The following is a 12290-nucleotide window of genomic DNA, read 5'->3' as shown; positions in this document are numbered from 1 at the left end:
CATGGATCTGTTCACCGAGGGCGACCCGATCGCCGACACGGCGGCTCCCGGCGGCCCGGTCGAGGACCGCTGGGACACCCGCCGCTTCGAGGCCAAGCTGGTCAACCCGGCCAACCGCCGCAAGATGACGGTGATCGTGGTGGGCACCGGCCTGGCCGGCGGGTCGGCCGCCGCCACGCTGGCCGAGCAGGGTTACCGGGTCAGGTCGTACTGCTACCAGGACAGCCCGCGCCGGGCCCACTCGATCGCCGCGCAGGGCGGCATCAACGCCGCCAAGAACTACCGCAACGACGGCGACTCGGTGCACCGGCTGTTCTACGACACCGTCAAGGGCGGCGACTTCCGCTCCCGGGAGTCGAACGTGCACCGGCTGGCCGAGGTGTCGGTCAACATCATCGACCAGTGCGTCGCCCAGGGCGTGCCGTTCGCCCGCGAGTACGGCGGCCTGCTCGACACCCGCTCGTTCGGTGGCGCGCAGGTGCAGCGCACCTTCTACGCCCGGGGCCAGACGGGCCAGCAGTTGCTGCTCGGGGCGTACCAGGCGCTGGAGCGGCAGATCGGCCTGGGCAACGTCGAGATGAACGCCCGGCACGAGATGCTGGAGCTGGTCGTCGTCGACGGGCGGGCCCGGGGCATCGTGGTCCGGGACCTGGTCACCGGCGAGATCAGCACCGAGATGGCCGACGCGGTGGTGCTCGCCTCCGGCGGGTACGGCAACGTCTTCTACCTCTCCACCAACGCCAAGGGCTGCAACGTCACCGCGACCTGGCGGGCGCACCGCAAGGGCGCCTACTTCGCCAACCCCTGCTACACCCAGATCCACCCGACCTGCATCCCCGTCTCCGGCGACCACCAGTCGAAGCTGACGCTGATGAGCGAGTCGCTGCGCAACGACGGCCGGGTGTGGGTGCCGAAGACCAAGGGCGACGACCGCGCCCCCCGCGACATCGGAGAGGACGAGCGGGACTACTACCTGGAGCGGATCTACCCGTCGTTCGGCAACCTGGTGCCCCGGGACATCGCCTCCCGCGCCGCGAAGAACGTCTGCGACGAGGGGCGGGGCGTGGGCCCGACGAAGCTCGGCGTCTACCTCGACTTCGCCGACGCCATCGACCGGCTCGGCCGCAAGGCCATCGAGGCGAAGTACGGCAACCTCTTCGAGATGTACGAGCGGATCACCGGCGAGGACCCGTACCAGGTCCCGATGCGGATCTACCCCGCCGTGCACTACACGATGGGCGGCCTCTGGGTCGACTACGACCTCCAGTCGACCATCCCCGGGCTGTTCGTGATCGGCGAGGCGAACTTCTCCGACCACGGCGCGAACCGGCTCGGCGCGTCGGCGCTGATGCAGGGCCTGGCCGACGGCTACTTCGTGCTGCCCAGCACCATCGCCAACTACCTGGCCTCCGGGCCGCTGGAGAAGGTCGACGCCAGCCACCCGGCGGCGGTCGAGGCCCGCGCCGACGTGGAGGACCGCGTCCGGCGGCTGCTGGCGGTCGACGGCGACCGGACGGTCGACTCGTTCCACCGCGAGCTGGGCCAGATCATGTGGGAGCACTGCGGGATGGAGCGCAGCGAGGCCGGGCTGCGCAAGGCGATCGACGAGATCCGCGCGCTGCGCGAGCAGTTCTGGCAGCGGGTCCGGGTGCCGGGCGACGGCGAGGGGCTCAACCAGTCGCTGGAGAAGGCCGGCCGGGTGGCCGACTTCTTCGAGCTGGCCGAGCTGATGTGTGTCGACGCCCTGCACCGCGAGGAGTCCTGCGGCGGTCACTTCCGGGCCGAGCACCAGACCCCGGACGGCGAGGCGCAGCGCGACGACGACCGGTTCGCCTACGTGGCGGCCTGGGAGTACACCGACCCCGGCGAGCCGGCCGTGCTGCACAAGGAAGACCTGAAGTTCGAATACGTGCACCCGACGCAGCGGAGCTACAAGTGAACCTGACCCTGCGCATCTGGCGCCAGCCCGGCCCCGAGGACAAGGGTCGGATGGTGACCTACCAGGTCGACGACGTCTCCCCCGACATGTCGTTCCTGGAGATGCTCGACGTGCTCAACGAGCGGCTGACCCTGACCGGCGAGGAGCCGGTGGCGTTCGACCACGACTGCCGCGAGGGCATCTGCGGCATGTGCGGCCTGATGATCAACGGCGACGCGCACGGGCCGCAGCGCGGCACCACCGCCTGCCAGCTGCACATGCGGCAGTTCTCCGACGGCGACACGATCGACATCGAGCCGTGGCGGGCCCGCGCCTTCCCGGTCATCAAGGACCTGGTGGTCGACCGGGGCGCCTTCGACAAGATCATCGCCGCCGGCGGTTACATCACCGCGCCGACCGGCAGCGCCCCCGAGGCCCACGCCACGCCGGTGGCCAAGGCCGACGCGGACGCCGCATTCTCCTCGGCCGCCTGCATCGGCTGCGGGGCCTGCGTGGCGGCCTGCCCGAACGGCTCCGGCATGCTCTTCACCGCCGCCAAGCTCACCCAGCTCTCGCTGCTGCCGCAGGGCCAGCCCGAGCGGTACACCCGGGTGATCGGGATGGTGGACGCGCACGACGAGGCCGGCTTCGGCGGTTGCACCAACGCCGGCGAGTGCACGGTGGTCTGCCCGAAGGGCATCCCGCTGAACACCATCGGCCGACTCAACCGCGACTACCTCACGGCGACCGCCAAGGGCGGCGGCACCCCGGGCTCCTGACCCGAGCGCACCCCGACGACCGACCGCCACGTCCCACCGGGGGCAGGCGGTCGGTCCGTCTTCAGGCGGCCGGTGATCGACGACGGCTCAGATCAGCACGCTCCAGGTCACCGGGCCGACGAGACCATCGGCGACGAGACCGTTGCGACTCTGGAAGCCGCGTACCGCGCTGGTGGTGACCGAACCGAAACCGCCGTCCACGACGAGGCCCGCGCCCCGGCCGTTGAGCGCGGTCTGCAGGCCGCGGACCAGGTCGCCGGAGTTGCCCTCAAGCAGGGGCAGGACGAGGGCGGTCCAGGTGATCGGGCCGACCATCCCGTCGGCGTAGAGGCCTCGGCCGCTCTGGAACGACCTCACCGCCGAGGCGCAGGCCGGTCCGAAGACGCCGTCCACGACGACGGAGATGCCGCGCGCCCGCACCAGGTACTGGATCACCTTGGGCACCCACCCCGAGGCGCCCTGGCCGACGCTCGGGTAGCCGGTGCTGCCGACGGGGGCCGTCGAGCCGAGGGTGATACCCCGGTTGGCCAGGAAGACCCGGGGGTCCGTCGAGGTCAGCCGGGGTCGGTGGATCTCGAAGTGCAGGTGCGGGCCGGTCGAGTTGCCGGTGGTGCCCATCAGGCCGATCAGCTGTCCGCAGCTGACCTGCTGGCCGTCGCTGACCAGCACCCGGTGGAGGTGGCCGTAGTAGGAGAAGTAGCTGTCGGCGTGGTCGAGGTGGACGCTGTTGCCGGTGCGACCGCCCAGGGGGCCGCTCGACGTGTCGCCCGGGTACGAGTTGGTCCTGATGTCCCGGACCGTTCCGGCGGCCGTCGCGTAGACCGGGGTGCCCTGGCTGTTCGCCACGTCCCAGCCCAGGTGGGTGGGACGGCCGGGGCTCTTGTATCCGGAGGTCAGCGCGCCGAGCGTCGGGTTGCTCCAGCCGGCGACCGCCGCCATCGCCGGGCTGGGCACGCCGACGACCCCGACCCCGATCCCGACGCCCAGCGCCGTGAGGAGGGTGCGGCGACGCGCCGGCGCGTCGAGTAGGCGGCCCGTTTCCGGATCGTCGCTCATTGTTGTCTCCCGAGGCTCGCTCGTGCCGTGGCCGGTGGACGATCCGGTGGCGGCCGGTAAGCGATCGTAGATCTTCCATATCGATAGATCAATATCAACTGTGCGAGCCGCAGGCGGGACGGGCCCTCGCGGGCTCGACGTACGAGCCACCGGCGCCCGCCCCCGGTTCAACGGCCCCGACGGGGGTAGCAGTCCCGTAGTGGCGGCACCGACGAGGGGACGATGACGACATGAAGGCACTGACCTGGCAGGGCAAACGGGACGTCCGGGTCGAGGAGGTGCCGGACCCGCGCATCGAGGAGCCGACCGACGCGATCGTCCGCATCACCTCGACCGCCATCTGCGGCTCCGACCTGCACCTGTACGAGGTGCTCGGGTCGTACCTGAAGCCCGGCGACATCCTGGGGCACGAACCGATGGGGATCGTCGAGGAGGTCGGCGCGGGGGTGACCCGGCTCAAGCCGGGCGACCGCGTGGTGGTCCCGTTCAACATCTCCTGCGGCTCCTGCTGGATGTGCGACCGGCAGCTCTACGCCCAGTGCGAGACCACCCAGGTGACCTCGGAGGGCAAGGGCGCCGCCCTGTTCGGCTACACCTCGCTGTACGGCTCGGTGCCCGGCGGGCAGGCCGAGTACCTGCGGGTGCCGCACGCCCAGTTCGGGCCGATCAAGGTTCCGGAGACCGGCCCGGACGAGCGCTGGCTGTACCTGTCCGACATCCTGCCCACCGCCTGGCAGGCGGTGCGGTACGCCGACACCCCGCCCGGCGGCACCCTCGCGGTGTTCGGGCTGGGCCCGGTGGGGCAGCTCTGCGCCCGGATCGGCCGGCACCTCGGCGCCGACCGGGTGATCGGGCTGGACCTGGTGCCGGAGCGGCTGGAGCTGGCCCGCCGGCACGGTATCGAGACGCTCGACGTCAGCCGGCTCGACAACGTGCCCGACGCGCTGATCGACCTGGTCGACGGACGCGGACCGGACGCGGTGATCGACGCGGTCGGCATGGAGGCGCACGGTTCCACCTCGGGCAAGCTGGCCCAGGCCGCGGCCGGGGTGCTGCCGGACAAGCTGGCCCGGACCATGACTGACAGGGCGGGCGTGGACCGGTTGACCGTGCTGCACGCCGCGCTGAAGGCGGTCCGCCGGGGCGGCACTGTGTCGGTCTCCGGGGTGTACGGCGGGGAGGTCGACCCGATGCCGCTGATGGAGATGTTCGACCGGGGCGTCCAGGTTCGGATGGGGCAGTGTCACGTACGCCGGTGGACCGACGAGATCATGCCGCTGCTCTCCGGCGACGACGACCCGCTGGGCGTGGAGGACCTGCGGACCCACCGGGTGCCGCTGGCGCAGGCGGCGCAGGCGTACCAGATGTTCCAGAACAAGGAGGACGGCTGCGTCAAGGTCGTGCTCGCGCCGTGACCCGTACGGCTCCGTCCACGGGGGCGTCGGTCGCCGGCCCCGACGACCGGGTTTCGGGGCCCACCGGAATCGATCTTCTCCCCTAGGGTGGCGGTGGTACGGATCATCCGCGACCACCGACGGGGAGACAAATGACGATCAGGGTGAACCGCAGGGCCGCGCTGGGGCTCGGCACGGTGGCGACCGCCGGCACGGTGCTCGGTGCCGGCACACCGGCCTCCGCCACCGCGATGCGTCCCCGGACGGCGGCCAACGCGGTCGAGGCCGCGAGCTGGGTGGCTGCCAGGTACGCCCTGGAGTCGAACCGGGCCGGTGGCAACTGGCAGGCGTACGTGACCGTCGCCAACTCGTCCGCCGCCCCGCTGGTGGCCGTCGCCGACGAGGCGGACACCCAGGTCGAGGCGTACAGCGTGAACAAGATCGCGGTGGCCACGGCCGTGCTGGACAAGGTCGACCGGGGACTGCTCACGCTCGCCCAGCAGGTCGACGTGACGGCGTCGATCGTGGTGCCCGGCGGGGACGGGATCTTCAGCCTGGACGGCGCGTACCCGAGCAGCGTCACCCTGGGGCACGCGCTGGCGAACCTGCTCACCGTCTCCGACGACACCGCCGTCCGGCTCTGCGGCCTGGTCTGCCCGGCGGCCGAGCTGAACCAGATCCTGGTGGCGAAGGGCTTCCCGAACACGCAGGTGCAGCCGGTGGCCAACCCGAACCGGTTCTTCCTCGGCACCAGCACCCCCCGGGAGACGCACGACCTGTTGCGGGCGCTGGTCGCCGGCACGCTGCTGTCGGCGTCCTCGACGGCGTTCCTGCTCGGATTGCTGCGCTCCCCCGTCGCGTTCACCGACGGCATCCGGCGCGAGATGTCCTCCGCGCAGCGGGCCCGGATCGCCACCAAGGCGGGCTGGTTCGGCGACGCCCGGCACGAGGCCGGCGTGATCTTCGACTCCGCCGGCGCGGCGGTGCTGACCTACGCCCTGTTCGCCGCCGGGCAGGCCGAGGCGGACAACTTCGGCGCGACCCACCCGGCGGTGCAGGCCCGGGCCCGGATGGGGCGCAGCTTCCTGGCCACCATCGACGGGCTGACCGGTGTCGGCGCCATCTACCGGCCGACCGTGCGGCGGCCGAGCAACGGCGGCTGACCAACGGCGGCCGAGCAACAAGGCCGAGCAACGGCGGCTGACCAGGCCCCTTGAGCACCCGCGCGGCCGAGCCGACCCGACCGGCGCTCGGCGCGCGGGTGCGGCGGCGGACTACCGTGTACTGGCGGGACACCGGCGGAGGGGGGCGCACGACGATGGCGGAACCAGCGGAACGGGCCGTTGAGCGGGCACTCGGGCGGCGGCTGCGCGGCGCGGCCGGGCTGGCCGCGCTCGCCGGCCTGGCCTGGGTGGCACGGGACGTTCCGGCGGCGTTGGGCGGGCGGCTGACCGGGGCGCGCGCCGCGCGGGCGGCCCGGTCGCCGCAGTTCCGCGACGGCACCTTCCACAACCGGCCGAGCACCCGCACGACGCCCGGCGCGTTCGACCGCAACCTGGTCCGCGAGCTGATCTTCGGCAAGCAGAAGCGCCGGCCGGCCGCCGCCGTCCCGCTGCGGCGTCCGGCCGACGCGCCCGCCGCGACCGAGCGCGAGCTCAACGTCGTCTGGTACGGCCACGCGTCGGCGCTGGTCGAGATCGAGGGGCGCCGGGTGCTGATCGACCCGGTGTGGAGCGACCGGTGCTCGCCGTCGGCGCTGGTCGGCCCGCGGCGGCTGCACGAGCCCCCGGTCGGCCTCGACGAGCTGCCCGCCGTGGACGCGATCCTGATCTCCCACGACCACTACGACCACCTCGACATGGCCACCGTGCGGGCGCTGCTGGCCGGGCAGTCGGCACCGTTCCTGGTGCCGCTGGGCGTCGGCGCCCACCTGGACCGCTGGGGCGTGCCGGGGCACCGGATCGTCGAGCTGGACTGGTCGGAGAGCCACCGGGTGGGGCCACTGACGATCACCGCCACCGCCGCCCAGCACTTCTCCGGCCGGGGGCTGCGCCGCGACGGCACGCTGTGGAGCTCGTGGGTGGTGGCCGGCGCGCACCGCCGCCTGTTCTACACCGGCGACTCCGGCTACTTCGACGGGTACGCCGAGATCGGCGCGGAGCACGGCCCGTTCGACGTCACGCTGATGCAGATCGGCGCGTACGACCGCGCGTGGCCGGGCATCCACATGTTCCCGGAGGAGGCCGTGGCGGCCCACCTCGACCTGCGCGGCGGGCTGCTCGTTCCGGTGCACTGGGCGACGTTCAACCTGGCCCTGCACGACTGGTCGGAGCCGGTGGACCGGATCTGGGCCGAGGCGAAGGCCCGCGACGTGCGGCTGGCCGTGCCCCGCCCCGGCGAGCGGGTGGTGGTCGACGACCCGCCCGCGGTCGACGGCTGGTGGCAGTCGGTCGCCTGAGCGCCCGCGCCGCCCTCACAGCACGAAGGCGTCCGTCCACAGCGCGCCGGAGCGACCGGAGAGGGCATCCAGCATCGCCACCGCCTGGCCGTCGGTGAGCTGCGCGACGAAGTCGATGATCGCCCGCCCCCGGGCCCGGCCGACCCGGTCCGGGGTGCGCGGGTGCAGCTCCGCCTCTGCCAGCTCGACCAGGTCGTGCAGCCGGCGCGGCAGCCGGGACTCCTCCTCCGGGTCGAGCAGCCACTCCCACAGCGCCTCGACGAGGGTGCCCAGCAGCCGGGCCTGGCCGCGCTGGTGCAGGGCGAGGTCCGGCCGGGCCAGCACGAACCGGTGATGGACGAACTTGAGCACCTGCACCTCGTGCCACTGCGCCGGGGCGAGCAGCACGTGCCCGGAGCGCACCGACGGGGCCTCGGCGACGGTGATCGCGTCGACGAACCGGGTGGTCCACCGGGCGGAGAACCGGGCCACGTACTGCTCCGCCTCGACAGAGCCGTCGAACGGCATGGCCAGCAGCCCCTCGACCAGTTCCTCGCGGACGTGCTCGACGGCGGCGGCGAACGCCTCGTCGTCGGTGATCCAGGCGTCCTTGCGGTGCAACTGCCGGCGCAGCCGCTCGATCGCCGCCCCGGGCCGCCGGGCCGCCCCGGCCAGGGCCGGCTCGGTGACCGCCCGGAAGTGCACGTTCTCCCGCTGCCAGGCCGTCAGCTCGGCGGCCACGGCGCCCTGCTGGAGCACCCCGACCCGGTAGAAGTCCTCCACGTCGTGGATGGCGTACGCGATGTCGTCGGCGGTGTCCATCACCGACGCCTCGACGGTCTGCTGCCAGTCGGCGATCCGCCCGACGAACGGCTCCCGGGCCTGCCGCAGGTCGGCCAGCTCCGTGCGGTACGCGCCGAACTTGGCCGAGCCGCTGTCCGGGTCGTCGGGCGGGGCGGCGGCGCCCCGGGGCGGCGGGGCGAGGTGCCGGGGGTGCGGGTCCGGGTGGTCCAGCCGGGTCCACGGGTACTTCAGCAGGGCCGCCCGGACCGCCGCGGTCAGGTCGAGGCCGGTGGTCGCCGCGCCCCGGATCTCGGTACTGGTGACGATCCGGTACGACTGCGCGTTGCCCTCGAACCCGTCGGCCAGGCCGAGCCGGTGCCGGGCCAGCCGGTCGAGCACCCGCTCCCCGAGGTGCCCGAACGGCGGGTGGCCGAGGTCGTGGGCGAGCGCGGCGGCCTCCACCACGTCCGGGTCGCAGCCGCCCAGCTTCTCCAGCAGGCCCTGCCAGCGATCATCGGCGGTGAGCCGCTCGGCGATCGCCCGGGCCACCTGGGCCACCTTGAGGCTGTGGGTGAGCCGGTTGTGCACGAGCAGCCCGGAGCCGCCGGGGCTGATCACCTGGGTGACCCCGCCCAGCCGGGTGAAGAAGGGCGAGGCCACGATCCGGTCCCGGTCGGCCCGGAACGGGCTGCCGGCGAGATCGCCGAGGGCCCGGGCGCTGCCGCCGAACAGCCGGCGCGCCCGCGGGTCAGCGGGAGGTTCCATGATCACCACGCTAGTGCGGTGTCCACGGATGTTCACCGGGTTTCCGGTCACGTTTTGTGGATCCTCCCGGGGCGGGCGGGCCCACCAGGGCGGCTCCGGCTGAACGCCTCGCCCGGACCAGGCATGATGTCGCCCATGAAGATCACCGGCGCCGGCGACTCCGGTGGCCGGGGGCCCTGCCCCTGCCGCAAGCCGACCCACTGTCATGCCACGGGCCACTGCCACGGCGAGGTCGGCGCGCGTCGTCAGGGACCCGGCTGCAAGGGCCGCAAGGGGGCCCTGGACTCCTGTGGCGACGACCCTTGCAGCAGCCCGGGCTGCTGCGACTTCGGGCTCTACTCCACCCTGCTCACCCTGGGCGCCGCCGTCGCGGGCGCCGCCGGCGGCCAGGCACCCGCCCGCCGGGGCCGGACGGCCGGCAATCGCCCGGGACCGCTGGACCGGGCCGGTCTCGCCGCGATCCGCGGCTACCGCCGCCGGCTGTCGCACCGCTGGCCGGGGCAGTGCCGGTACACCCCGACCTGCAGCGCGTACGGACTCGCCGCCGTCGACCGGTACGGGCTGGCCGTCGGCGGGCGACTCGCGGCGGCCCGGCTGCGCCGTTGCCGGCCGCAGGTGCCGCGCGGAACCGCCGACCCGCTGCCCTGACCGCCGCTCACCTCGAAGATCAGCCGAAGAAGCCGTCGGGCTCAGGACCAGCCACCCGCCACTCGGGCGGCGGCGACGTGCGCGGGAGGTGGGTCAGGGCGGCGGCGTCGGGGGCGGGCGGCACAATGCAGGACGGAACCCACCCGAGAAGGCGGATCAGATCGTGACCCAGTCTGTGCACCAGCGGATAGCCGACGAGCTCGGCGTCGCCGAACGACAGGTACGGGCGGCCGTGGAGCTGCTCGACGGCGGCTCCACCGTGCCGTTCATCGCCCGCTACCGCAAGGAGGCCACCGGCCTGCTCGACGACGCCCAGCTGCGCACCCTGGAGGAGCGGCTGCGCTACCTGCGTGAGCTGGACGAGCGTCGCGCCGCGGTGCTGGAGTCCATCCGCGGCCAGGGCAAGCTCGACGAGGCCCTGGAAGCGCAGATCATGGCGGCCGACTCGAAGTCCCGGCTGGAGGACATCTACCTGCCGTACAAGCCGAAGCGGCGGACCCGGGCGCAGATCGCCCGCGAGGCCGGGCTGGGGCCCCTGGCCGAGGCGCTGCTGGCCGACCCGGGGCAGGACCCTCGGGAGCGGGCCGCCGGGTTCGTCGACGCCGAGCGGGGGGTGGCCGACGCCGCCGCCGCGCTGGACGGCGCGCGGGCCATCCTCATCGAGCGCTTCGCCGAGGACGCCGACCTGATCGGCACGCTGCGCGAGCAGATGTGGTCGCGGGGGCGGCTGGTCGCCCGGGTACGCGACGGCCAGGAGGCCGCCGGCGCCAAGTTCTCCGACTACTTCGACTTCGCCGAGCCGTACCCGAAGCTGCCCTCGCACCGGATCCTGGCGATGCTGCGCGGCGAGAAGGAGGGCGTGCTCGACCTGACGATGGCCCCGGAGACCGAGGGCGACCCCGACGCCGCGCCGACCGGCCCGAGCAGGTACGAGGCGGCGATCGCCGGCCGGTTCGGGGTCACCGACCACGGCCGGCCCGCCGACCGGTGGCTGGCCGACACGGTGCGCTGGGCCTGGCGCACCCGGATCCTCATCCACCTCGGCGCCGACCTGCGGATGCGGCTGTGGCAGGCGGCCGAGGAGGAGGCCGTGCGGGTCTTCGCCACCAACCTGCGCGACCTGCTGCTCGCCGCCCCCGCCGGTGCCCGGCCGACCATGGGCCTCGACCCGGGCCTGCGCACCGGGGTGAAGGTCGCGGTGGTCGACGCCACCGGCAAGGTGGTGGCCACCGACACGATCTATCCGCACGAGCCGCGCCGGCAGTGGGACGCCTCGGTCGACACCCTCGCCCGGTTGGCCGGGGCGCACGGCGTCGAGCTGATCGCCATCGGCAACGGCACCGCCAGCCGGGAGACCGACAAGCTCGCCGCTGACCTGATCAAACGGCACCCGGAGCTGACGCTGACCAAGGTGGTGGTCTCCGAGGCCGGCGCGTCGGTCTACTCCGCCTCCGCGTACGCCTCTCAGGAGCTGCCCGAGCTGGACGTTTCGCTGCGCGGCGCGGTCTCCATCGCCCGCCGGCTCCAGGACCCGCTCGCGGAGCTGGTCAAGATCGACCCGCGCTCGATCGGGGTCGGGCAGTACCAGCACGACCTGTCCGAGGTGAAGCTCTCCCGGTCGCTGGACGCCGTGGTCGAGGACTGCGTGAACGCCGTCGGCGTGGACGTCAACACCGCCTCCGCGCCGCTGCTGACCCGGGTCTCCGGCATCGGCGCCGGGCTGGCGGAGAACATCGTGCTGCACCGGGACGCCAACGGCCCGTTCCGCTCCCGCAAGGAGCTGAAGAAGGTGGCCCGGCTCGGCCCCAAGGCGTTCGAGCAGTGCGCCGGCTTCCTGCGCATCCCCGGCGGCGACGACCCGCTGGACTCCTCCAGCGTGCACCCGGAGGCGTACCCGGTGGTGCGGCGGATCCTCACCAGCACGGGCCAGGACCTGCGTTCGCTGATCGGGCAGAGCGGCATCCTGCGCGGCCTGCGGGCGACCGACTTCGTCGACGACACGTTCGGCCTCCCCACGGTCACCGACATCCTGGCCGAGCTGGAGAAGCCCGGCCGGGACCCGCGGCCGGAGTTCCGGACCGCGACGTTCGTCGAGGGCGTGGAGAAGATCGGCGACCTGACCCCCGGCATGATCCTGGAGGGCGTGGTCACCAACGTGGCGGCGTTCGGCGCGTTCGTCGACGTCGGCGTGCACCAGGACGGCCTGGTGCACGTGTCGGCGATGTCCCGCACCTTCGTCAAGGACCCGCGCGACGTGGTGAAGTCGGGCGACGTGGTCCGGGTCAAGGTGCTCGACATCGACGTGCCGCGCAAGCGGATCTCGCTGACGCTGCGGCTGGAGGACGAGACCGAGGCGGGCCGGGGCGGCCCGGACGACGGGCGACGCGAGCGCGGCGGCGGCCGGGGCGGGCAGTCCGGCGGCGGCCGGGGCGGGCAGTCCGGCGGCGGCCGGGGCGGGCAGTCCGGCGGCGGCCGGGGCGAGCAGTCCGGCGGCGGCCGGGGCGAGCAGT

General features: G+C 73.4%; 8 protein-coding genes and 1 pseudogene. 7 read left to right on the top strand and 2 right to left on the bottom strand.

What is annotated here, in order from left to right; all coding sequences use genetic code 11:
• Window position 1: 1 nt before the first annotated feature.
• Both ABT023_RS05905 and ABT023_RS05900 read left to right on the top strand, forming a co-directional pair.
• Entirely contained in the window at window positions 2-1939 is a 1938-nt protein-coding gene (locus ABT023_RS05905) for a fumarate reductase/succinate dehydrogenase flavoprotein subunit (protein ID WP_350882136.1), read from the top strand.
• Window positions 1936-2697 carry a succinate dehydrogenase/fumarate reductase iron-sulfur subunit gene (locus ABT023_RS05900; protein ID WP_350882134.1) on the top strand — a complete coding sequence of 254 codons (762 nt, stop codon included), beginning with the start codon at window positions 1936-1938 and terminating at the stop codon, window positions 2695-2697. The genes ABT023_RS05905 and ABT023_RS05900 overlap by 4 nt, the downstream gene beginning before the upstream one ends.
• Before the next feature lie 87 nt (window positions 2698-2784).
• Here ABT023_RS05900 and ABT023_RS05895 read toward each other — a convergent pair whose 3' ends face one another.
• Complete coding sequence (locus ABT023_RS05895) at window positions 2785-3753, bottom strand: peptidoglycan DD-metalloendopeptidase family protein (protein WP_350882132.1); 969 nt, start codon at window positions 3751-3753, stop codon at window positions 2785-2787.
• A gap of 230 nt (window positions 3754-3983) precedes the next feature.
• Between ABT023_RS05895 and ABT023_RS05890 the strand changes: the two genes are divergently transcribed.
• From ABT023_RS05890 to ABT023_RS05880, 3 genes are all read left to right on the top strand, one after another.
• On the top strand, window positions 3984-5168 hold the full coding sequence (locus tag ABT023_RS05890; RefSeq protein ID WP_350882130.1) for a zinc-dependent alcohol dehydrogenase: 1185 nt from the start codon (window positions 3984-3986) through the stop codon (window positions 5166-5168).
• Window positions 5169-5299: 131 nt separating this feature from the next.
• A complete protein-coding gene (locus ABT023_RS05885) occupies window positions 5300-6310 on the top strand; it encodes a serine hydrolase (RefSeq protein WP_350882128.1) in 1011 nt (336 codons plus the stop codon).
• Window positions 6311-6465: 155 nt separating this feature from the next.
• Complete coding sequence (locus ABT023_RS05880; protein WP_350882126.1) at window positions 6466-7605, top strand: MBL fold metallo-hydrolase; 1140 nt, start codon at window positions 6466-6468, stop codon at window positions 7603-7605.
• A 15-nt stretch (window positions 7606-7620) separates the two neighbouring features.
• On the opposite strand, the gene ABT023_RS05875 is transcribed toward ABT023_RS05880, so the two are convergent.
• Complete coding sequence (locus tag ABT023_RS05875) at window positions 7621-9132, bottom strand: deoxyguanosinetriphosphate triphosphohydrolase family protein (protein WP_350882124.1); 1512 nt, start codon at window positions 9130-9132, stop codon at window positions 7621-7623.
• A gap of 135 nt (window positions 9133-9267) precedes the next feature.
• On the opposite strand from ABT023_RS05875, the gene yidD reads away from it, so the two are divergent.
• Window positions 9268-9780 carry a membrane protein insertion efficiency factor YidD gene (gene yidD / locus ABT023_RS05870; RefSeq protein WP_350882122.1) on the top strand — a complete coding sequence of 171 codons (513 nt, stop codon included), beginning with the start codon at window positions 9268-9270 and terminating at the stop codon, window positions 9778-9780.
• A gap of 125 nt (window positions 9781-9905) precedes the next feature.
• A pseudogene (locus ABT023_RS05865) lies at window positions 9906-12290 on the top strand (Tex family protein); the annotation flags it as partial.

The sequence above is a fragment of the Micromonospora sp. NPDC002296 genome (assembly GCF_040296145.1).
Classification (GTDB): domain Bacteria; phylum Actinomycetota; class Actinomycetes; order Mycobacteriales; family Micromonosporaceae; genus Micromonospora.
The sequence above is the reverse complement of the archived record's forward strand: the minus strand, read 5'-3'. Positions and strand labels throughout refer to the sequence as shown.

Coding starts and splice junctions, on each gene's coding strand:
- ABT023_RS05905 (WP_350882136.1), top strand. CDS start 2: ATGGATCTGTTCACCGAGGGCGACCCGATCGCCGACACGGCGGCTCCC.
- ABT023_RS05895 (WP_350882132.1), bottom strand. CDS start 3,753: ATGAGCGACGATCCGGAAACGGGCCGCCTACTCGACGCGCCGGCGCGT.
- ABT023_RS05890 (WP_350882130.1), top strand. CDS start 3,984: ATGAAGGCACTGACCTGGCAGGGCAAACGGGACGTCCGGGTCGAGGAG.
- ABT023_RS05885 (WP_350882128.1), top strand. CDS start 5,300: ATGACGATCAGGGTGAACCGCAGGGCCGCGCTGGGGCTCGGCACGGTG.
- ABT023_RS05880 (WP_350882126.1), top strand. CDS start 6,466: ATGGCGGAACCAGCGGAACGGGCCGTTGAGCGGGCACTCGGGCGGCGG.
- ABT023_RS05875 (WP_350882124.1), bottom strand. CDS start 9,132: ATGGAACCTCCCGCTGACCCGCGGGCGCGCCGGCTGTTCGGCGGCAGC.
- yidD (WP_350882122.1), top strand. CDS start 9,268: ATGAAGATCACCGGCGCCGGCGACTCCGGTGGCCGGGGGCCCTGCCCC.